This is a genomic window from Wolbachia endosymbiont of Diaphorina citri (assembly GCF_013096535.2).
GTDB lineage: Bacteria > Pseudomonadota > Alphaproteobacteria > Rickettsiales > Anaplasmataceae > Wolbachia.
Window position 1 is genome coordinate 1330610 of the sequence record NZ_CP051265.2, and the last position, 21511, is coordinate 1352120.

Consider the following 21511-nt stretch of genomic DNA (forward strand, 5'->3'; position numbering starts at 1 on the left):
TATATTATACGTATACTTGTTATTAAATTAAATTTGAAATGATAAGAAATGAGTGAATTTAAATCAATCCGCAATATTGCAATAATTGCACACGTTGACCACGGAAAAACTACTTTACTTGATAACATGTTAAAACAAAGTGGCACGTTTCGTGAGAATCAAGAAGTTCAAGAACGAGTGATGGATAGTGGTGATCAAGAACGTGAACGTGGGATTACAATACTTGCAAAATGTACGTCAATAATGTGGGGTGATGAGAAAATCAATATCATTGATACACCAGGACATGCGGATTTTGGTGGAGAAGTGGAAAGGGTGCTCTGCATGGCAGATGGTGTATTACTACTGGTTGATGCTGCAGAAGGTCCAATGCCACAAACAAAATTTGTGCTCTCAAAAGCACTAAAGGCAAATTTAAAACCGATTGTGATAATCAATAAGGTTGATCGACCAGACAGCAGAATTGATGAAGTACTAAATGAAATATATGAGTTATTTTTTAACCTTGATGCAACCAACGAGCAACTAGATTTTCCAGTACTCTATGCTTCAGGTAGAAATGGTTGGTGTGCTAAGGAGCTATCTGATGAGAGAAAAGATTTAAGCCCATTATTTTCAACGGTGATAGATTACATAAAACCTTCCGTTTATGATCAAAATGCACCTTTTGCTATGCTAGTTACTTTACTTGAATCTGATAAATTTCTTGGCAGAATATTGACAGGAAAGATTTACCAAGGAATCGCGCAAGTTAACTCAGATCTTAAGGTAATTGATCTTGATGGTCAAGTGGTTGAGCGAGGGAGATTAACTAAGTTACTCTCATTTTCTGGCTTAAAACGCGTTCCAGTAGAGCAAGCTGTAGCTGGTGATATCATTGCCATTGCAGGACTTGAGAAAGCTTCAGTTTCAGACACTATAGCAGCACCAGAAGTTACAACTGCGATCAGCTCAACTCCAGTTGACCCGCCAACAATGGCGATTACTATAAGCGTTAATGACTCACCTTTTGCTGGGCAAGAGGGAACAAAACTTACCTCAACTGTTATAAAAGATCGTTTATATGCAGAAGCAGAAACAAACGTTGCAATTACTGTAACTTTGGCTCCAAGTGGTGAAGCATTTGAAGTAGGTGGACGTGGTGAGTTGCAGCTTGGGGTACTGATTGAAAATATGAGAAGGGAAGGTTTTGAACTTTCAGTTTCACGGCCTCGAGTGCTGTTTAAAGAAGAAGATGGCAAAAAACTTGAACCTATAGAGGAAGTAGTAATTGATGTAGATGATGAGTATAGTGGAATCATCATGGAAAAACTTAGCTTTCGAAAAGGTGAAGTAACTGATATGAGACCTTCTGGTAGTGGCAGAACTAGGTTGACATTTTTAGTGCCATCAAGGGGATTAATTGGCTATCAAGGAGAATTTTTAACTGATTCTCGCGGCACTGGTATAATCAACCGTTTATTTCACAGTTATGCTCCACATAAAGGTTCAATTTCCGGAAGGCGTAATGGGGTTTTAATTTCAACAGACAAAGGCGAAGCAGTAGCGTATGCAATTTTCAATCTGCAAGATAGGGGAATTATGTTTGTTAAGCCACAAGATAAGGTATATTGTGGTATGATTGTCGGTCAGCATAGTCGTGACAATGATTTAGAAATAAATGTACTTAAAGGTAAGCAATTAACAAACGTAAGAGCTTCAGGTAGCGATGAAGCTATAAAGCTTACTCCACCAAAAATAATGACACTGGAGGATATGATAGCATATATAGACGATGATGAATTAGTAGAAGTAACTCCAAAATCTATACGTTTGCGTAAGAAGTTTCTCGATCCAAATGAACGTAAACGTGCAGGAAGGGCGAAGAATAAAGAGTAATCAACGTTCCTGATAAAAAGCTGGATGAGCTACTCGGATAACACCATCATAAAGGGAACTAGTGTCAGTTACTTGAGCAGGTACTGGGATGACAAGAGAAGGCTATTGTCTGTAGAAAGATGTCATTCCAGCGCGTGACGCTGGAATCTAGCTTTTTATAAGAAACGTTGTATTACTTTTATACTTATAAGTTTCTAGGCACTGGATTTGTTGTAGACTTACTCTATCACTTTACCCTCTTATTTTACCACTCTCCTGCCTATATATTTTTATATGAGGATTTTTGCAAAAGTTTCGCATTTTTTGTAACATGATTTTCAGTATGTGTAACCTAAATGCAAATTGATCACGAAACTAGTGTAATTATTGAGGCTATAGAGAAATTTGGTGGTGAGGCAAGGCTTGTTGGTGGATGTGTTAGAGATTCAATTTTACAGCGTGACATTCACGACATCGATCTTGCTACTAATCTGCTGCCTAATCAAGCAGTTAAAGCGTTAAAACTCCGTAATATAAAAACTATTCCAACTGGCTTAAAACATGGAACTATTACTGCGATTTTAAATAAAAGATCCTTTGAGATTACAACGCTAAGGCATGATGTAAAGTGTGACGGTAGACATGCGAAGGTAGAGTTTACTAATGATTGGCAAGCTGATGCTTCAAGGCGCGACTTTACGTTTAATGCTCTTTATGCAGACAAGCATGGCCATATATACGACTACTTTGGTGGCATTCAGGACTTAAAAACACGAAAGTTAAACTTTATAGGTAACGCTGAAGATAGGATTAAGGAAGACTATCTACGTATTTTAAGAGCGTTTCGTTTTCACGCTAAAATATGCATAGGAGATTTAAGTGATGAAATATTGGATGTGTGCAAAAAGCATTCACACATGATTCAAAACCTCTCTGGAGAGAGAATAAGAGAAGAAATATTTAAACTCTTGGAATGCAATGATCCTGCTCCAACACTTAAGAGCATGCAAAAATCTGATGTTTTACAAAAAATTATTCCAAAAGAAGTAAAATGCGAAATTTTATCTTCACCACTTCTTATCAACACTAAACCTCCTACAAAACCCTCAGCGTATGACCATACTCCTTTCCTAGATCCCACAATCGATGCACTAACAAAATTAGCTTTGCTTCTTAGAACTGCTGAAGATAGAGCGAGTCTTGGGGAAGAAGTGAGCAAGTTTTTACGTCTTTCAAATAAGCAAAAGAAAAAAATATTATTTTTATTATCAAACAATATCAAAACAGAGCTTTCAGAAAAAGAGCAAAAGAAATACATATCTTTATTTGGTAAGGAATTATATTGTGACTTAATGAAGATTTGTGGTATTGAGTCTGGAACAAATGTTGATGAGTATATTTCATTTGCTAAGATGTTTAACATTCCAAAATTTCCTTTATCTGGGAATGATTTAATAACTATAGGTCATCAACCAGGAAAAAATTTAGGTAGAAACTTGGAATTGCTACGACAACACTGGGAAGACAGCTCCTACACTTTAACAAAGGAGGAGCTAATACTTTATGCTAAGAGCCTACTCTAGTTATCTAGCTAATCCCTGAATGTTTGATGAAGTAGTGTGGGAGCTAGCTTCTGGTTAGGCGTATTAAATGACTTGAAAGAGAGAGGAATAGAAGACATTTTGATAGCTTGTGTCGATGGCCTAAAAAGCTTTCCTGCAGCTATAAATAGCGTATTTCCTAATGTGGAAGTACAGCTATGTGTAGTGCATCAAATACGGAACTCTCTGAAATACGTATCAAGCAAAGATGTAAAAGTTTTCATGAATGATTTAAAAAAAATATACCGCGCTACAAGTAAAGAAATTGCAGAAAATTATTTGCTTGAGCTGGAGGAAAAATGGGGCGAAAAGTATCCATTAGTTGTAAAATCTTGGCAGAACAATTGGGAAAGTTTATCTGGTTACTTCAAGTATTCAGGTCCTGTTAGAAGGCTAATTTATACCACTAATCTCATCGAGGGGCTACACAGGCAAATTAGGAAATTTACCAAGACCAAAGGCGCATTCACCAGCATAAATGCCTTGTACAAGCTGGTATATTGTGCTATAAGAAAGGTGGAAGAGAAATGGACGATGCCTGTACATGATTGGGCATTATCTATATCTCAACTCGATATTTTTTTCCCTAGTAGATTAAAGATTGAGTTGAATTAAAAATTCGGTTTGACACACTTTTTTGAACATCCTCAGTAGTGTAACTTATGGAAGAATTAGGTGTTAATTCGTATTCTTTTTTAGCTTTATCTGTTAATTGATACTCATTTACTCTTCCTTGAGTCTTATTACACATTCTCTGATCTGGGGATAAAAATTTATCTCTTATACTTGATGCTAGTTGTAACAACTCGATATTACTTGAAAAAAATTCCATTCTACCTTTTATTAACTCCTCCGAAACAATTTCTTGGAGATTGCTATTATCTTTGCTATGAAAGTTGTTCAAGACAGAATCTGTAATTGCATTAGCAGCTTCCTCATCCCAACTTAAATTTTTCATGCATTTTTTAATAGAAAGTAACAGCTTGTCTTTTAACACACCATCACGTAACTCCTTATCTATATTTCCAATATTACAATATTTTTTGACAACTCCTTTAACTTCAGCTTCTATGATCTCACTTGCTAATTTTTTCAAATTATTTTTTAATAATTCAAGTAACTTATTGCTTTCAAATTTACCATCACTTTGATTTGATAGAGATTTTATAGTTTCACCAAGCACGTTATGGCAAAAGTGTTTTCCTTCAAGTTCAGGAAAACCTTTTTTCAACTCTCTATTCTTATGAGATAAAAATTCCTTGAGCTTCTTATTATTGAAAAGATCATAAGAACCATTTGAAAAGCTTGACTTCATAGAATGAAAAAGTGTTTTTTTTGTAGTAGATGCTATACTAATTGCATCTACCTCTTTAGTTTTTTTATCCATATCTTCTAACTTTGTATCAACATTTCTCTTCTCTTTTTTCAATTCCAGTAACTCTTGATTATTTAACTTTAGTTGTTTCTGTAACTGTTCTTGCGCAACTGACAAATTTTCCTTTAAGCTATCTATTTTAACTAACAGACCTCTTTTTTCTTCCTGTAGTTTTGTAATATCAGCTTTCGCTTGATATTCTGCTTGCTTACGTTCCTCTTGTAACTGCTCAATCTGCTTCTCTTTCTTTGCAGAAGTTTGCTTTAAGCTATCATCTATTCCAGCTGATTCCCACTCTTTACCTTTTTCTAATGTCTGTACTTGTTCTTGTAACTTTTTATTCTCTTCTTGTGAAGATTTTAATTTTCCCTCCAAATCGGCCTTTTGTTTTTCTATTTCAGCACTATTTTTTTCTAATATCTGTAATTTTTCTTTCAATTCTTTAACTTCACCTTCTAAGTCTTTTTTGTTTTTTTCAGCAGTATTTAGTTTGCTAATTGAATCTTTTAATTCATCTTTTTCTTTCTCTAATTGTTGTTTAAGATTCTCTACTTCAGCACCTTTTTCCTTAGCTTGTTCTTGTAACTTAGTAACTTCATTTTCTAATTCTTTTTTCTCTTTTTTAGCAGCGCTTAGTTTATTACTTGAATCACTTTTGTTTTGCTCTAATTGTTGTTTAAGATTTTCTACTTCAGTATTTTTTTTCTTAGCTTTTTCTTTCAATTCATTAATTTCACTTTCTAAATCTGTGTTTTGCGCTCTTAGGCTTTCATTATCTTCCTTCACAGTTTCATTTATGTCTTTATTTTTATCAGTAAGTGAAGTAATTAATGTGTCTTGTTCTTTTATTCTTTTATCTTGATTAGATATGGTTCGCTGTTGTGCGTTATTTTCATCGTCCATTTCCTTTTTCTCTTGTTCTAATACTTTATTTAATTCCGTTAAACTGCTTATTTTTCCTTCTTTTTCTTCTTCTAATAATTTTACTTGTTCTTTAAGTTCAGTAATTTCTTTCTCTTTTTTAGTTAATTCCTGATTTAAATTTGACTGATTTTCCTCCTTCTTACTACCTTCTTTCAACTTTTCTTCTAGTCTCTTAATTTCATCCTTCAATTCCTTTTCTCTGTCAGAATTTAAAAGATCATCAGTCTGAACCCCATTATCTGCAATATTGTAATGTAGGATATTCTCTGCCCATTTATTCCATCTCCTTGGCAATATTCGTCCGATTGTTTTTAGATATAGCCAAGCAAGCACAGTGGATAAGCTGTATTTTTTTTCCTTTTGTTTAATACTAGTTTCGTAATTAACCTTATTGTTAGCATTCAGCATAAAATTACCTAATTTTTAAAGTATTGAAGTTATATATATTAATATAATTATTAAATAAATAATAATATAAATGTTAAATTGTGTGAAAATTTTTATAGATTTTAAGTAGAAATACACATGTTCGTAAGCACAGAATTTGCTTTTTCTATTGCTCTTGCTAACATTTCTTGTTCATTGTGCTGATTTTTCACGTTGATTACCTGAGCTGCCAAATTTGCAGGGAAGGTGACCAAACTAACTTCCCATAGCTCCACTTGTTTTAACACTCGAGCTCCGCTTTCATGATCAACATCATACTCTATTGGTATATAGCCAATCGAAAGCCCGTTAATAGTTCCAGTTTTGAGCATTAAATATACTTCCTTTGCTTTTTGTATACCCAAGAGCAAATGTGCAGTTATATATAGGCCAACATCATTTTCGCAAATATCCGTAATATTACCTATAGGTTCACTCGGATTATGCTGCCAAAGAAGTTTTATCTGACTTTTATTTAAGTCGCTCTTAAATGCTCCGGGCAATATCAGATCATTTTGCTTATCAATTATGTTAAAAACGCTCGCATAGCCAGAAAATACTCCGTTTTCTTCTATGCTTTTTATTGACAATGGTGAATAGAGAAATTCCTTATTCATAAGTCCTCCTTGTAAATTATGGTATTGGGATTGCCAGCGCTCTGAGCCAGCTTAAAATGCTGTATAGATTATTTTCCTATATCTCAGGATGAGTATAAGGCATTGCAACATAATTCTATTATATGCAGTACTCTAAAAATGGGAAAGTACTTTTTGAGTTATAAAATTTGTCGTTTTATACACAGAAGGGTAGGGGAGCTACCTCCTTTGCTGCACGTTAGGTTGCTCAACAGCAGCGTTTTCTAGATTTGTAGAAACAGCTTCATTTGTAGGAGTAATTATTTTTCCTAGAAGGAAGCCAAATCCCAAAGAAACAGCGGCTATAAAGCCATTCATTAATGACTCTGTCCATGTTTCTCCCTCATATTCTTGATAGATTTTAGAATATATCATTGTGCCTAAGAATGCTCCAATCATTGATCCAACCAGTTTACTTGTTTCAGCTGCGTCCATCACTACCTCACTATTAAAGCTTAAGTACGAATGATACAGCACTATAATTGTTCAGTCAAGGTAAATACTAGTATATTAAGTAAATATTTAGTACATTAATATAACTACTTAAATTCACAACTAATTGTTTGGGTAAATAAAAAGATTGTGTTTTGTAGGTGATTTGCGTAGCGGGAGGTCAGTTTTACAACACCCGGGGTAACGATAAAGGTAGCTATATGCTCTGTTCTTGGATATTTGGTTGTTCAGTGGCAACACTTTCCAAATTTGTAGAGATGGGAGCAAACGCTCTTCTGATCAAAGCCGTTGACAATGCAGCACCAGCGCAAATTCCAATTGTAGTTGCAGTTTTAGTCATAAGACCAGATCTTAATGACTCTCCAAATTCCATATTTGTTCCAACTATGCTTCTAAATGCTGTTATACCTACGTTTAAAGCTGCAAATAATCCAAGGGCTGATGATGTATTTGCCGTGCTGCATTCTACTATACTTTGCATTATGTGTCTTGGCCTACACTCTGATACTGATTCAATTATTGGTGTCATTATCCCCATTGGTATAACCCACATTGGTACGGACAACAATCCTCCAAGTGTTGCCCTGAATATTGCTGCGCCAGTTTCACCTAAGGGAACTTGTCTATCTAATCTTATAGAATGAGTTATTGAGGTTCCCAGTATGAATGTTGCAAGTGCTGCGCAGTATTGCATAATTCTAAAATTTGCATTTATCCCTTGCTCTATAATCGCCAACATTGCTTCATGAGACGAATGTTGTATTACTTCCGAAGATGTCCCATCTACTTGCTCTAAGTTTTGTAAAGTTTGCCCTCCAATACTTTTGACGGCATCTTCTAAATCTAATAACGATCTGTTATTTAACCTTACGTTATCTTGACTATCACAAGAGATAATGCAGTCTAAAATTGTCATTCTACGATTACTTATTTCTATACAATCATTAATATGATCTTTTAATTCATCAATAATCTTTAATGCTCGATCTTTCATATCTTTTTCCTCTTCTGCACTAGCTGGTGCAAGTATGAGAAAAATTATTCCAAGCAACTCTAGTTGTAATTTTTTAATTGTTCTAAGTTCATAATAATTAACATTAATATATATAATTAAATAATATAGTAATATAATTACTTAATCAAGATGCATATTAATATATTAAGAAATAAGTACTAAAAAATAATATCCTTTCCTTAGTCGTAAAATACAAAAATAGCGGAGCACCCAGTGCCACAACACTGGGTAACGATAAAGAAGGAAGTAGAGAAAGTTATATGTAATAGCTTGAAACTATTACAAGTTTATATGCTCTGTCCTTGAATATTTGTTTGTTCAATAGTAGTACTTTCCAAATTTTGTAAAGATTCAAATTCTTCTTGCATATCTAGTATGTCTTCTATTACTTGCTGATCTTCATCTCTTTCTTCTAATTGAAATGCTGCTGCCTCTTGAGGTGCTTCTAGCAGTTTTTTTAATATTTCTGTGTGCAGTTTCTCTGTTATTGATTTCCACTGTAGCATTACTAGCATTTCATTGTGCAGCACTGACATTTTCTGTAGTGTTTTCACTTTTTCTGACAGTCCTTTATTTTCTTTTTGCAATGCTTCTATTTTTCTTTGCTGATACTGATTATCTGAATTTGTCATTGGTAATCCATGCATAACCTACTCCAAGTTAAAATTTAGATATTATTAATTAAGTGAGACAGTTTCTTTAGTCAATCAATATATTATAACATTAGAGTTAACAACTAAAAGAATAGAATGAAATATCAGGCAATATTTCCTATAATTAAACTTTTAAGATGGAAAAATGACAATTCGTGTAGGAATTAATGGTCTTGGTAGAATAGGCAGAAGTGTATTGCGTGCTATTTTTGAAGTAGAAAACTATAGCGAGCAAATAGAAGTTGTGGCGGTAAATGGGTCGCTCAGTGCTGAGCAGCATGCACATTTGATTAAATATGACTCTGTTCATGGTAAATTCAGTGGTGATATTGATTTTAATGAGTCTGAAAATTGGCTATCTATAAATGGCAAAAGGTTTTCTTTATATAGAGAACGTAGCCCTGAAAATATTCCTTGGAATGTTGATGTAGTACTTGAATGCACTGGTGCATTCAACAAGTGTGCGGAAGCAGCAAAGCATAATGCAGAGAGAGTAATTGTCTCTGCTCCAGTTTCAGATGCTGATGTAACTATAGTTTACGGCGTAAATAATGATATGCTCAAAAAGGAGCATAAAGTGATCTCAGCAGGTTCTTGTACTACAAACTGTCTGGCTCCGATTGTACACATTTTACACTCCAATTTAGGTATAAAAAGCGGTTTTATGACCACTATACATGCCTATACGAATGATCAAAATATTCTTGATGGCAACCATAGAGACTTACGCAGGGCAAGAGCTTGTGGCCTTTCTATGGTGCCAACTACAACCGGAGCGGCAAAAATAATTGGTTCTGTTATTCCTGAGTTAAAGGGTAAGCTAGATGGTACTGCTATTAGAGTTCCGGTTAGCAACGTTTCTATGGTTGATTTTAAATTTTTAGCTGATAAGAGAGCAACAACTAAGGAAATAAACGAAATATTTAAGAATTCAGCAAATCATGTGCTTTCCATATGTAACGAGCCTTTAGTTTCAATAGACTTTGTCCATAACCCTTATAGTGCAATTGTGGATTTAGCTGGTACATATGTCACAGGCGATATCTGTAGAGTTGCAGCGTGGTATGACAATGAATGGGCTTTTTCACTGAGAATGTTAGATATAGCGTTATTGTAAAGTATGAACGAAAACTCACAAAAATATGCTTCATTTTATGAGCACTTTGCGGAACTTAGAAAAAGGGTTATTTTTTGCTTTTTATTTTTTTGTGTTACCTTCGGGTTTTGTTACTACTTTAAAGAAAATATATACCGCTTTTTACTTGCACCTTTAATAGAAGTTACAAAAGATAGCAATGATTTTTCTCTAATCTATACAGACTTAACAGAAGCGTTTTTTGTATATCTCAGGGTTGCAATAATGAGTGCACTGTTGTTTTCTTTTCCTGTGTTTGCATGGCAATTCTACATATTTCTAGCACCTGGCTTATATAAAAGAGAAAGGGCAGTGTTATTGCCGTACTTAATTGCAACACCGGTTTTGTTTATAACAGGAGCTGCTGTAGTTTATTATTACATATTTCCCTTAGCTTGGAAATTTTTTATTGCTTTTGAACATAGCGGTAAATCTTTCGGTATACCAATAGAGTTTATGCCATCAGTCAGTGAATATTTGGACCTTGTTCTTCAATTCATGTTTGCGTTTGGTACTGCATTTCAAATTCCAGTCATACTAACCTTAATGGTGAGAGTAGGGCTAATCACTGCACAAAGCTTGTCAAATAAACGTAGAATTGCAATAGTGGTAATTTTCATTATTGCTGCAATCTTAACTCCACCTGATGTACTAAGCCAAGTAGGGCTTGCAATACCAATGCTGGTATTATATGAGCTGTCTATTCTGATATGTAGATATATTGAGAAGAAAGCAAAGTATTAGTTGTTGAAAAAAAAGATGAATACTCGAGCTTCTCTTCTTTCTTGTTTTAGTGTTTGTAATACTTAGGTATATTGTTAAATTCTTGACTTTATTATTTAAATATATAATAATTAAAGTATATTATGATTTTAAGTAGGAGAATTTTATATGCTAAAATATGAGGAGTTAAATGAAACACAACAAGGATTATATGATAAGTTAAGGGATGAAATAAAAAAAGGAAAAGATGGTAATATTACTCCTATTCTTGAAGAAATTAAAACAGAAGGGGTATTAAAAGAAGTTCTTACTACTGCGAATATAAAGATCGATCTTTCAAATGGTGAAAATCATACTCTAACACCTCTTGCCTATGCTATGGGTTTTAGTAACCAGAAAGTTATTAAAAATATTTTAGATGTAATTAAAGATAAAGCGATATTAGAAGCAGTACTTACTACTGCAAATATAAGTTTGAAGTTCAAAAACGGTGCGGAACATGATATAACACTGCTTGCCCATGCTACAATTCTTTATAATCAGGAAGTTATTAAAAATATTCTAGATGTAGCTGAAAAGAATAATATGTTAGAAAAAGTTTTCGCTAGTATAAAAAAAGATCATCTTAACAAAACCAAGAATATTTTAGAAATACTAAAAAATCAAGAGCAAGATGAAGAGCAAAAAGCTAAAATTGATGGTTGGCTAAAAATACTTGCAAAGAGCATATCTAGTTGTGAAAGTAAAGATGATACTAACAAAATTAAATGGAAAGAGGAAGTTAACGAGATATTCCACAATCAAGAGCAAGAGGATTGGCAAGTAACCCTTAAAAGGATCATGCCTAATCACAAAAATAAAGATATTTATAATGATGTACTTAAGGAAATTTTAGACTCATCATCAAAAGATCCACAGCACATTGCTGATAGGCTAACAGTACTTAAAAAGATCATGTCTGGTTGTGAAAGTCAGAAACAATCTTCAGTAGCTGAAAGCAGCGTACCTCAAACTGAAGGAAATATAACTGATGAAAGTAGTACATCTGAAATAAGTATTATGCCCGATTGTGAAAGTAATGAACAGTCTTCAATGGCTGAAAGCATCGTTCCTAAAACTGAAGGAAATATAACTGATGAAAGTAGTACATCTGAAATAGAGAGTAGTAAACAAAAAGACAAAGTAAAAACTACTAATAAACCAATAATAATTGGCTGTGTTTATGGTGCTATAGCTGCATTGGCAACTGGTGGTGGATGTTTTGCTGCTGGTGTTGCATTACCGATATTGGCTTTAATTGGTATAGCTATAGCTGCTGCTCTAGTAACAGGACTTGTTGCTGGTGGTATTACATATGTAATTTCAAAGCCTAGTGAGAATCTAGATATAGTTAATGTAGGACAAGGAGTTGTTGATACAGGGGTAAATATAACAGAGTAGTTAAGTGAAAGGAAGAAGTCTATTCTTCCTTTTCTCAAAGTTTTTTTTGTTGATCATATATTCACAGAATTAAGTTCGATAGGTTGCTGTATAAAAGATTGGGAAGTAGTTTTGTTAGTATTGAAAATTATAGCTCTTTTCCTAATAGTCGGAACATGATAGAACAGGTAAAGTAGTGAGGAGATGTGAATGCCAGCAGCATATAGTTATGATTTAAGGAAAAAAGCATTGGATGTAGGAGAAAGTAGAGCATTTGTAGCCAAGAGGTTCAAAGTTAACATTCTATGAATGGCAAAAAGGTGCAAGAAAATAGGCGATTTTAAATCAAAATGTAGATCCAATAGAGCGTGATTGATATCTTTCTAGTAATAGTGTAACAGCTTTTATTAAGATATTTTTTTACCATACGACAGCAATAACAAATGAGTTTACTGAAGTTATTACTGAAAGAGTTGTTAGACCAAATATTGCGGAAAATTCTCAAAAAAGCAGGAGTGCGTGAGTTTAAATCACAGCTGCATGAGCATTGTTACTTAATAGCAATCTCCATCAACAAGCTACTTGCATGAAACTGTCATATGATGAAACTAGATTCCACATTCATGCACTTAAATAAGGATGACAGCAGATACTAGAATGACGAAATCGTTATTCTGCTACGCATTATCGCCGTATAACTATAGCTATATATGAACTAAAAAAGTAATATTCACTAGATCTTAATATTTTAGATCTATATTTCAATAAAATATTACAATTAGTATGAATGATCCATTTAAAAGTGAGGATTATAAAAAAAATCTCGATTCTCTGATCAAAGTTATAAAGCTAGGGAATTCAGAGAAACAATATGGTAAAACAGTAACAGATTTATCTCATGCTTTAGAGGGTTTTACAGATAAGGCAGAAGATGTAGCTAAACTTGTTATACGTGATGACTTGAATAATTGTGTAAAGAAGGCAAATAAAAAGCCATTAATTCTTAGGATATTCAATAGAATATTAGGAAGAGATGTTTCGATTAGGAATATAAGTAATTTTATAAAAGATAAATTGCCTCCTTCAACTGCTAGAACAGTAATCGAATATACAGATGTTATTCAAAAAATTTCAGATTTAGAGCGAATAGAAAGAAGTCAAGATAAATATAGGTCATATGGAGTAAATTTAGAAAATAGACAGCAAAAGAAAAATCTCTTATATGAGCGAGAAGATTCAGGTTATGGAGGTTCATTAAACGAAGATCCTGAGTATGAAGAAATATCAAATTATCAAGAGGAAAAGAGCAAATCTTTAACAAAAGATTTGAGTAATCTACAATCAATTAAAGAGGAGCCGATTTATGCAACAATTCCTAAAGAACATATAGAAGCAAAAAGAGAAAATAGGAAGAAACAACAACTTCAATCTCTTGCACCACCAAAACCACCAAGAGTACCACCAGTACCAGAGAAAATGTTTACTATCAATCAAAAAATTAGACAAGAACCGAAAAAAGATAAACCTGCAGTACCACCAAAGCCTAAAGATTTAGACGAAAAAGTAAGCACAGAGCAAAAAATAGTAGTGGAAAAATCAGCTGAGAGTAAACCTACACTACCACTAAAATCTGAAAATCAAGATGGTAAAGAATCAGCAAAAAAAGCTGATGGACCAAAAGTACTAGTAGTTGCTATGAAAAAAGAAGTGACTCGCGAGAGTAGTAAAGTAAAGGCATTAAAAGAAAGATTTGAGCAAAATCAAGTAAAGAACGTGTTGCCTGCTGAAAACAAAACTGCTTCAGTAACACAAACGGATATCAGTGTGAAGAGAAAACAATCTCGTTCATTTCCAGTAGGGAATAAAAAATCTTCGATCAACCATCTTGCCAGCAAAAATTTACCTTCCACGAATGTAAGTGTAAAAGAAATGGTTAAAAAATTTGAAGGAAGAAAAGGTGAAAGATAGTAATATTTGGGTATTTCCCTACTCATGAAAATTAGCTCTTATCATAACATTTTCACAGCCATAAGAGGAAGTTTTTATAAGATTGGGGCTAAAGAAAACTTGCATGTAAATGTATCAAGGTATAAAATTATGAATATTAAGAACGAATAGGTTAGTTATGAATCTTGTAACAAAATCCGCTATCGATTTTACTGCTTCGGCTGTTCTTGCTAGTGGAAAAATAGTTGATGATTTCTGTTTAAGTAAACATATAAAGGATAAGTATGCTGTCCTTTTTTTCTATCCACTTGATTTTACTTTTGTCTGTCCAACTGAGTTGATATCATTTAGCAACAAAATAGAAGATTTTTCAAAACGTGATGTTGAAGTGATAGGAATAAGTATAGATTCAAAATTTTCACACTATAAATGGCGAAACACTCCAGTTAATGATGGTGGTATTGGAGAGGTTAGCTACAATTTAGTGTCTGATATCAAAAAGTCTATATCAAGAGACTATGGGGTCTTATATGACGACTCAATTGCACTAAGAGCAACTTTTGTTATTGATGATAAATTTGTTGTACGTCATCAATCGATAAATGATTTTCCTTTGGGACGTAATGTCGATGAGTTTATTAGAATTATTGATGCAATAAAACATAATGAAGAGCATGGTGAAGTATGTCCAGCAGGGTGGAAAAAAGGTAAGCCAGCAATGCAGGCAAGTGATGAAGGAGTGGCTGATTATCTAAACTCACACAGTGCAGAATTATAAATTGAGTACAAAAGTTCTTATTATTGGATCTGGAGCAGCGGGTTATGCTGCTGCTATATATGCAGCACGTGCAAATTTAGAGCCAATTGTAGTAACAGGAATGCAACCTGGTGGTCAGCTTACAATTACTACGGATGTTGAAAACTATCCAGGTTTTATTTCTATACAAGGTCCAGAACTCATGGAACAAAAGAGGTTGCATGCAGAGAAGGCGGGAGCAAGAATAATAGACGATGAGATAAAAAGTGTAGAACAACTTGAGGATTCTAATGAGTATAGATTTAGATCTTGTGGTAATGCTAGTGACTACTATTCGAATGCAATTATAATCGCAGCTGGTGCGCAAGCGAAGTGGCTTGGCCTGGAGAGTGAAAAGAAATTTCAAGGTTACGGAGTTTCGGCATGCGCAACTTGTGATGGTGCATTTTTTAGAAATAAAGTTGTAGCTGTGGTTGGTGGTGGAAATACTGCTGTTGAAGAAGCAATATTTTTAACTCGATTTGCTAAGGAAGTTATACTGATACACAGGCGTGATAAGTTAAGAGCAGAGAAAGTAATGCAAGACAGGCTCTTTAAAAATGATAAGATAAAGGTAATATGGAATCATACCGTAGAGCAGATTCTTGGAGAAGAAAATCCTAAAAAAGTTACTGGCATTACAATTAAATCGACAGACATCAATAAAACCCAGGAATTGAAAGTAGATGGAGTGTTCATTGCAATTGGGCATGCACCAAATACAGGTATTTTTAAGGGCTTTGTTGAAATGGATCAGCAAGGTTATATAATTACGAAACCTGGAACAACTCTAACCAGTAGGGCAGGGGTGTTTGCCGCTGGCGATGTTCAAGATAAGGTATATCGCCAGGCAGTAGTTGCCGCAGGAACAGGGTGCATGGCTGCACTTGATGCAGAAAAATTTTTGGAATCATAATTAGTTCTAAAATTTTTAACTAAATTACTTGCAATTTTCTTTGTTTTTTTTATAATTATGTTAATAAATTATAGGTTGAGGAGAATTTAGTATGCTTTCGGGAAGTAATGTAGATTTTAGAAGAAGGGTTGTTAGTGATGTAGGATTACGAACTCAAAATCAAACAACTTCAGGACAATCAACAACAAAATTATTTAAAGCTATTGATGATGAAAATCTAGGGGATTTTAAGCGAGCTCTGGCAGAAGGTGCGAATGTTAATGCGTTTGATGAGGGATATACACCATTAATGACTATTATCATGGGTGGTGATGATAGTCCTACAAACTTAAAAATGATGACTTTGCTTTTACAGCACCAGAATTTAAATGTTAATATTCAAGAAGCTAAAGAACTCAATACAGCTCTACATCTAGCTTTTCGTATGGAAAATAGGAGTTTCGTACAGATGTTACTTAGACATCCTGAATTGAATCCAGTCATTAGAAATGATTATGAAGATCGTTATGGGAGAAGAAAAAGTTACACTCCTAAAGAATATATTGAACAAATTGGGAGAGAGCAGGAGAAAGATTTTTCACATCTTACAAAAGAAATACAAAAAGCACAAACAGGAAAACAATTATTGAATGCTCTTTCTCATGGAAATTTCCATGAAGCAAAAAGACTATTAAATGAAGAATTCAACCCTAATTGCTGGAAAAGAAATTTCAATGGAGAAATAGAAACGCTGCTTAGCCTGATTATCAAATCATGTTTACAAGGAATAACACAAGATAACGAGGAAGTATTGACTAAACTTTTAGAACATAAAGACCTAGATTTTAATCAAATAAAACCGATACCAGCTATAGAGCAAAATCCATGGGTGAAGCAAATAATTGAGCAAGTTATGAAGGAGCGATTAACTGATGCTATTAATAGAAAAGATTTGGGTGATGTAAAAGAATTAGTAGAAGATCACTGCTTCATAAATCGTGCAATTGTCAACGCTGTGTTGGGGAATGTTAATAATCCAAGTGAATCTATTAAAAATTATCTCAATGAGAAATTTCCTGCAAGTGCAGAGCAACCTGTAGCAAATACACATAATGTTCAATCAGAAATAAACGATGAGTTTATTGCTCAAGAATTGCAGCGACTTGAAAACCTGGAAGGTGAACTTGAAAGAACAAAGGCTCAACTTGCAGAAAAAGAGCAAGAGTTGAATAGGACCGTAGATGAAAGAACAAGAGACACTGACAAAATTTCACAGTTAGAAAAGGAGTTGAGACAAGTAAGGCAGGGTAATCAGGAAAGAATTCACACTCTCACTGATCAAGTAGCTCGACTTACTAGAGAAAAAAGTCAACTTAAAAACCTTAGAGATGAGCTTGAAAGAACAAAAACTCAACTTAGAAAAAAAGAGCAAGAGTTGGATAGGGTTGTAAGTGAAAGAGACACTAACAAAATTTCACAGTTAAAAAGGGATTTTAGTCAACAGAGATCAGAACTTCAAACTCAAAATCAAGACTTAAATAACAAAAACAGAAAACTTTCAGAAGCAAGCATTTATAATAGAAGGCAAAGTAACTATGCCTCTGCCTCTTTTGTGTTATCTGGAGCGTTTGCTATTGGTGCATGTTTAACAATATCGAATTTAGAAATATGTATTTCACTTGCTGTAGCTGCATTTGTCTTCCTTACAATTGGATGCTACTGTTCATATAAAGCAAGTACAGTACTGAGTGATGTGATAAGCACTGAATTTGGTAATGTTATCAGTTTAAGATAGAGTTAAGGTTTTTACTTCTTGTCTAAACTCTTCTGAAAATTTTTGTACATCCTGAAAATACCTTGATAATTCGAGTGAATGTAAACCTGAGTGGTTTCAAGACTGAAATAGTTGTTGTAAACTTGCTTCTATTATCTTTTAGTTCAAGAAATTAAAAGTTTAACGATGAGAATTATAATTACAGACCAAAGTAAAAAGTAGGCTTTTCCATTTGATTTATTTTTCACCTGTAATTTTTTGTCAGCTATTAGGTTTAATTTTTCTATAAGGCTAAATATTCCCTGAATTGCTTTTATGGGATAAGAGCTTTTAATTTTTTCCCTATACCCTATTTTACTTTCATGTTGATTGTTTATCCATGTTTCAACTACTTTCCACATATTGATTTCTGGATAGACTTTCCTACATGTTCCTTCTAATAAAATCATAGTTTTCTGCAGCAATAACAATTGTGTTTGAACTTTCATATCAAAATCACCAGTTATTTTTAGTAGCTGAGTAAGTAATCGAGCAAATGAAATCTTCTGTATAGGCTGTCCAACAATGGGCTCACCTATTGCTCTGCAAGCTGTAACAAAATTTCTATGCTGTGATGGAACATAACCGGCTCTAAAGTGCATTTTTGCAACGTGATCATAATCCCTATTTAAAAAGCCTTTGAGTATCTCTATAACGTAATAGCATGTCTCACGATCTATTCTACCCATGATTCCACAATCCAGGGCAATAATATTGTTATTACTATCGATCATTAAATTTCCAGGATGCATATCAGCATGAAAAAAACAATCCCTATATACCTGATTACAAAAAGATTCTATAAGATTGATAGCTATTTGCTTTCGGTTATTCAGCTTTTCAACTTCGTATATTGGTATAGCTTCCATCCATTCTAATGTTAAAACCTTTTTTGAAGTTCTACTCCAATCTATTTCAGGTACGTAGAAACCTCTGTCATGTTTAGTATTTTCCTTCAGTTCCGAAGAGTGGGCAGCCTCAAAGCGTAGATCTAACTCTAATCGGCAAATTTCAGCAAAAGTTTTGACTAATTCAACTGGCTTCAGCCTTTTTGATTGTTCACTAAATTTTTCTGCAATTTCTGCAAGCCAAGAAAGCATTTTTATATCCCTTGAGAATGTTTTCTCAATATTTGGCCTCAAAACCTTTACAGCAACTTCCTTACCCTCAATTGTAACTGCTCTATGCACCTGAGAAATTGATGCTGCTGCAATTGGCTTTTCAGAAAAACTTGAAAAAATATCGCTTAATTTACAATTAAACTCACTTTCTATAGTTTTAACTGCTATTTTATACGAAAATGATGGCAATCTATCACATATCAATAGCAAGTTATTTGTTATGTCCTCATTTAAAATATCAGTGCGTGATGAAATGGATTGCCCAAATTTAATGAACACCGGACCTAATCTTTCAAGAGCACGCTTTAGTTTATGACCTTGTATTTTATTTATTGATTTTTTTGATGGTGGAAGTAAATAAGGTAACACATTGTAGCGTGTTAGCACTGTAGTTATTTGCAGAAGACGTAGAATATTTTGAATCATTTCGCTGCGTAACTGCCAAATATTTCATTTATCTCCATAATTTCATCAGGTTTACCTTGATAATAGATAGTATTATTTATGCAAATTATGTAATCTGAGGATGGTAGAGCAGAGTTAAGGTCATGAGAAGTCATGAGAATCGACACTGATCGTTCTTTTGCGATTTTATTTATAATATCATAAAATTTAGATCGTGCGTTAATATCCATTGCACTGACTGGCTCATCTAAAATGATCAAATCAGATTCTGAAATTAAACAGCGTGCAAGCAGCAGTAATTGTGTTTGTCCTGAAGAGATTTCTAATACTTGATTTTTTAGGATGTTACCGATACCAACCAATTCTATTGCTTCTGTAACAATGGGTTGATTTTTCTTCAATTTCTTCGAGGAGCTATTGAAAAGGAAAGACTCAACTGTTATTGGCATCAAATTACCAATACTAAAATTTTGTGGCATATAGCTAATTTTTATATTGTTAGCGAATACAATACTGCCAATAAAACCTTTATTTATACCAGCAACTGCTTTCACTAAAGAGGTTTTACCTCCGCCATTTGGACCAAGTATTGTAACTATATCTCCTCTTTGTACTGATATGTTGATATTATCAAGAACTTTTTTGTTACCGTATGAAAGAGTAAGGTTTTCTATTTTTAGAATGCAGTTATTGACACTACTTAATTTTTTGGCAAAAATTGACTTCTTCTCAACATTTATATGAGACATTTACTGTTTTTTTTTCTATTACTTTCATTTACATTATACTACAATAGTGCCTTTTCATCCAATTTAAAAATTGTAGCTACAATCAAACCTATACACTCACTTGTAGCTTCTGTTACAGATGGAATTTCAAAGCCAGAACTACTAATGTACGAAGTAGTGTCTGAACATAACTACATGCTCAGGCCTTCAGACGCAAGTAAATTAGAATCCAGCAATATTATATTTTATATCGATGATTCTTTGGAAACATTCATTAAAACTTTCGCTAAAGAAAATAAGAAGTTAATACCGCTATCAAGTGCAATCGATCTACTTCCTGCTCGAACACATTCATTTTCTAGTCACATTCAAGATGAAAAAGATTTGCATATTTGGCTGAGTCCTGAAAATGCAAAAAGTATGATACTTTCTATCAGTGCAACATTATCTAATATAGATAAAGAAAATGCCTATCGATACAATACTAACGCAGAGGAGGCTATAAGAAAGATAGACCAAGAAGTAGAAAAAATTACGAAAGAATTGGATGAGTTAAAAAATCAAAAATACATAGTTACTCACGATGCTTATCAATATTTCGAAAAATATTTTGATTTAAGTTACCCAAGCGCCATTCTTTCTATAGAAGAAGATTCTTACATAGGTATGAAGAGTTTAATGAAATTAAAAAAGGTAATGAAAGAGGAAAACGTTAAATGTATTGTTTCTCATTCACGAGAGGATAGCATAAAGCCTAATGTCTTTTCTAGTGACGTAAAAATGGTGATTCTTGATCCTATTGGATCAGATGTAGAGCCTGGAAAGGATGCATATCTAGATATAATCAGCAGCATTGCACAAAATTTCAAGTCTTGTTTCACTGAGTAATGAGTTCTTTTATCTATTCAGATAGCATTGCAAACTTAGTGCTTTCTATTCTAATCACAACTATACCGACATTATCTACCAGAAGTATATCATCCCATTCTGGGATCCAGTTAAGTTGGTAAGCATAAAAATATTATGTTAAAGCACAACGTTCTTGATGAGATTAGGGCAAGCCAATGTCAGCTACTTGAATGACACTAATCCTTGCTCTACTGGATCTATATTTTTTCCTGGATCCCAGTGCCAAGGCACCGGGATGACAACGTCTGCTTGATTTTTTATCTACTAATGTGTGATATTGCAGGTTCCAGAGCGTTTTCTGTGTTTTTTACTTTAGGTTATTGAATATTCAATAACCTTTATTAATTTCAGTTTCTCTTGCCTTAATATTGTTTAGCTCTATCGTTATAGTGTAACTTGGTTATAAATTGTATATAACAATAAACTTACTTTAATTTTTCTTCTTTAAATAATACGTGTCTTCTGACTACTGGATCATACTTCCTAAACTCGAGCTTCTTGGGAAGGCTCTTAGGATTACGTTTTTTTACATAAAAACAGCCTGTTAGTTTCTCTTCTCCAGTTTTTGTTGTTTTAGTTGCAGTGCTAACTAGCTTGACAAGCAAAGAAGCATTTTTTTTCGCCATAGTTGTTAGTGATATAATAAACTCTATGCAAGTTTATTACGCAAAACACTGAAAG

19 protein-coding genes and 2 pseudogenes are annotated in these 21511 nt (G+C 33.6%); 13 read left to right on the top strand and 8 right to left on the bottom strand.

What is annotated here, in order from left to right:
• The first annotated feature begins 48 nt into the window (after positions 1-48).
• From typA to HGO49_RS06285, 3 genes and pseudogenes are all read left to right on the top strand, one after another.
• Positions 49-1878 (top strand): translational GTPase TypA, encoded by a 1830-nt coding sequence (gene typA / locus HGO49_RS06275; protein WP_007302691.1) that lies wholly within the window; start codon positions 49-51, stop codon positions 1876-1878.
• Positions 1879-2213: 335 nt separating this feature from the next.
• Positions 2214-3440 (top strand): CCA tRNA nucleotidyltransferase, encoded by a 1227-nt coding sequence (locus HGO49_RS06280; RefSeq protein WP_017532631.1) that lies wholly within the window; start codon positions 2214-2216, stop codon positions 3438-3440.
• Between the two features lie 33 nt (positions 3441-3473).
• Positions 3474-4073, top strand: a pseudogene (locus HGO49_RS06285) (IS256 family transposase); the annotation flags it as partial.
• On the opposite strand, the gene HGO49_RS06290 reads toward HGO49_RS06285, so the two are convergent.
• The 5 genes from HGO49_RS06290 to HGO49_RS06310 all read right to left on the bottom strand — a co-directional run bounded on the left by HGO49_RS06290 (position 4045) and on the right by HGO49_RS06310 (position 8933).
• Positions 4045-6165, bottom strand: a complete 2121-nt coding sequence (locus HGO49_RS06290) for a coiled-coil domain-containing protein (RefSeq protein WP_017532629.1) — start codon at positions 6163-6165, stop codon at positions 4045-4047. The pseudogene HGO49_RS06285 and the gene HGO49_RS06290 sit on opposite strands and share 29 nt — an antisense overlap.
• A gap of 101 nt (positions 6166-6266) precedes the next feature.
• On the bottom strand, positions 6267-6800 hold the full coding sequence (locus tag HGO49_RS06295; RefSeq protein WP_017532628.1) for an HK97 family phage prohead protease: 534 nt from the start codon (positions 6798-6800) through the stop codon (positions 6267-6269).
• Positions 6801-6998: 198 nt separating this feature from the next.
• Complete coding sequence (locus HGO49_RS06300; RefSeq protein ID WP_017532627.1) at positions 6999-7253, bottom strand: hypothetical protein; 255 nt, start codon at positions 7251-7253, stop codon at positions 6999-7001.
• A gap of 214 nt (positions 7254-7467) precedes the next feature.
• On the bottom strand, positions 7468-8322 hold the full coding sequence (locus tag HGO49_RS06305; RefSeq protein WP_017532626.1) for a hypothetical protein: 855 nt from the start codon (positions 8320-8322) through the stop codon (positions 7468-7470).
• A 251-nt stretch (positions 8323-8573) separates the two neighbouring features.
• A complete protein-coding gene (locus HGO49_RS06310) occupies positions 8574-8933 on the bottom strand; it encodes a hypothetical protein (protein ID WP_017532625.1) in 360 nt (119 codons plus the stop codon).
• Between the two features lie 151 nt (positions 8934-9084).
• On the opposite strand from HGO49_RS06310, the gene gap reads away from it, so the two are divergent.
• The 9 genes and pseudogenes from gap to HGO49_RS06350 all read left to right on the top strand — a co-directional run bounded on the left by gap (position 9085) and on the right by HGO49_RS06350 (position 17649).
• A complete protein-coding gene (gap, locus tag HGO49_RS06315; protein ID WP_017532624.1) occupies positions 9085-10056 on the top strand; it encodes a type I glyceraldehyde-3-phosphate dehydrogenase in 972 nt (323 codons plus the stop codon).
• Positions 10057-10059: 3 nt separating this feature from the next.
• Positions 10060-10818, top strand: a complete 759-nt coding sequence (gene tatC, locus HGO49_RS06320) for a twin-arginine translocase subunit TatC (RefSeq protein ID WP_017532623.1) — start codon at positions 10060-10062, stop codon at positions 10816-10818.
• A 147-nt stretch (positions 10819-10965) separates the two neighbouring features.
• The gene (locus HGO49_RS06325; protein WP_172758360.1) at positions 10966-12237 is read left to right on the top strand and encodes a magnesium transporter; all 1272 of its coding nucleotides are present in this window, start codon (positions 10966-10968) and stop codon (positions 12235-12237) included.
• A 189-nt stretch (positions 12238-12426) separates the two neighbouring features.
• Positions 12427-12579: pseudogene (locus HGO49_RS07555) on the top strand (IS630-like element ISWpi11 family transposase); the annotation flags it as partial.
• Between the two features lie 80 nt (positions 12580-12659).
• Positions 12660-12806, top strand: coding sequence for a hypothetical protein (locus tag HGO49_RS06330; protein ID WP_017532620.1), 147 nt, complete (start codon positions 12660-12662; stop codon positions 12804-12806).
• 193 nt (positions 12807-12999) lie between these two features.
• Entirely contained in the window at positions 13000-14184 is a 1185-nt protein-coding gene (locus HGO49_RS06335; RefSeq protein ID WP_017532619.1) for a hypothetical protein, read from the top strand.
• Positions 14185-14341: 157 nt separating this feature from the next.
• Complete coding sequence (locus HGO49_RS06340; RefSeq protein ID WP_017532618.1) at positions 14342-14941, top strand: peroxiredoxin; 600 nt, start codon at positions 14342-14344, stop codon at positions 14939-14941.
• Positions 14928-15875, top strand: a complete 948-nt coding sequence (trxB, locus tag HGO49_RS06345) for a thioredoxin-disulfide reductase (RefSeq protein ID WP_017532617.1) — start codon at positions 14928-14930, stop codon at positions 15873-15875. Before HGO49_RS06340 ends, trxB begins: the two co-directional genes overlap by 14 nt.
• A gap of 91 nt (positions 15876-15966) precedes the next feature.
• Positions 15967-17649, top strand: coding sequence for an ankyrin repeat domain-containing protein (locus HGO49_RS06350; RefSeq protein ID WP_017532616.1), 1683 nt, complete (start codon positions 15967-15969; stop codon positions 17647-17649).
• A 143-nt stretch (positions 17650-17792) separates the two neighbouring features.
• Here the strand turns inward: HGO49_RS06350 and ubiB are convergent, their stop codons facing one another.
• Both ubiB and HGO49_RS06360 read right to left on the bottom strand, forming a co-directional pair.
• Positions 17793-19214: a 2-polyprenylphenol 6-hydroxylase gene (ubiB, locus tag HGO49_RS06355; RefSeq protein ID WP_012481747.1), complete on the bottom strand. Its 1422-nt coding sequence runs from the start codon at positions 19212-19214 to the stop codon at positions 17793-17795.
• Positions 19211-19942 (bottom strand): metal ABC transporter ATP-binding protein, encoded by a 732-nt coding sequence (locus HGO49_RS06360; RefSeq protein ID WP_017532615.1) that lies wholly within the window; start codon positions 19940-19942, stop codon positions 19211-19213. The genes ubiB and HGO49_RS06360 overlap by 4 nt, the downstream gene beginning before the upstream one ends.
• Here HGO49_RS06360 and HGO49_RS06365 point away from each other — a divergent pair.
• Entirely contained in the window at positions 19934-20809 is an 876-nt protein-coding gene (locus tag HGO49_RS06365) for a zinc ABC transporter substrate-binding protein (protein ID WP_007302707.1), read from the top strand. The genes HGO49_RS06360 and HGO49_RS06365 overlap by 9 nt on opposite strands.
• A 446-nt stretch (positions 20810-21255) precedes the next feature.
• On the opposite strand, the gene rpmG is transcribed toward HGO49_RS06365, so the two are convergent.
• Complete coding sequence (gene rpmG / locus HGO49_RS06370; protein WP_017532614.1) at positions 21256-21456, bottom strand: 50S ribosomal protein L33; 201 nt, start codon at positions 21454-21456, stop codon at positions 21256-21258.
• Positions 21457-21511: the final 55 nt, after the last annotated feature.

Excerpts from the sequence above, each read along its gene's own strand:
- typA (WP_007302691.1), top strand. The coding sequence starts at position 49 with ATGAGTGAATTTAAATCAATCCGCAATATTGCAATAATTGCACACGTT.
- HGO49_RS06280 (WP_017532631.1), top strand. The coding sequence starts at position 2,214 with ATGCAAATTGATCACGAAACTAGTGTAATTATTGAGGCTATAGAGAAA.
- HGO49_RS06290 (WP_017532629.1), bottom strand. The coding sequence starts at position 6,165 with ATGCTGAATGCTAACAATAAGGTTAATTACGAAACTAGTATTAAACAA.
- HGO49_RS06295 (WP_017532628.1), bottom strand. The coding sequence starts at position 6,800 with ATGAATAAGGAATTTCTCTATTCACCATTGTCAATAAAAAGCATAGAA.
- HGO49_RS06300 (WP_017532627.1), bottom strand. The coding sequence starts at position 7,253 with ATGGACGCAGCTGAAACAAGTAAACTGGTTGGATCAATGATTGGAGCA.
- HGO49_RS06310 (WP_017532625.1), bottom strand. The coding sequence starts at position 8,933 with ATGCATGGATTACCAATGACAAATTCAGATAATCAGTATCAGCAAAGA.
- gap (WP_017532624.1), top strand. The coding sequence starts at position 9,085 with ATGACAATTCGTGTAGGAATTAATGGTCTTGGTAGAATAGGCAGAAGT.
- tatC (WP_017532623.1), top strand. The coding sequence starts at position 10,060 with ATGAACGAAAACTCACAAAAATATGCTTCATTTTATGAGCACTTTGCG.
- HGO49_RS06325 (WP_172758360.1), top strand. The coding sequence starts at position 10,966 with ATGCTAAAATATGAGGAGTTAAATGAAACACAACAAGGATTATATGAT.
- HGO49_RS06330 (WP_017532620.1), top strand. The coding sequence starts at position 12,660 with ATGAGTTTACTGAAGTTATTACTGAAAGAGTTGTTAGACCAAATATTG.
- HGO49_RS06335 (WP_017532619.1), top strand. The coding sequence starts at position 13,000 with ATGAATGATCCATTTAAAAGTGAGGATTATAAAAAAAATCTCGATTCT.
- HGO49_RS06340 (WP_017532618.1), top strand. The coding sequence starts at position 14,342 with ATGAATCTTGTAACAAAATCCGCTATCGATTTTACTGCTTCGGCTGTT.
- HGO49_RS06350 (WP_017532616.1), top strand. The coding sequence starts at position 15,967 with ATGCTTTCGGGAAGTAATGTAGATTTTAGAAGAAGGGTTGTTAGTGAT.
- ubiB (WP_012481747.1), bottom strand. The coding sequence starts at position 19,214 with ATGATTCAAAATATTCTACGTCTTCTGCAAATAACTACAGTGCTAACA.
- HGO49_RS06365 (WP_007302707.1), top strand. The coding sequence starts at position 19,934 with ATGAGACATTTACTGTTTTTTTTTCTATTACTTTCATTTACATTATAC.
- HGO49_RS06360 (WP_017532615.1), bottom strand. The coding sequence starts at position 19,942 with ATGTCTCATATAAATGTTGAGAAGAAGTCAATTTTTGCCAAAAAATTA.
- rpmG (WP_017532614.1), bottom strand. The coding sequence starts at position 21,456 with ATGGCGAAAAAAAATGCTTCTTTGCTTGTCAAGCTAGTTAGCACTGCA.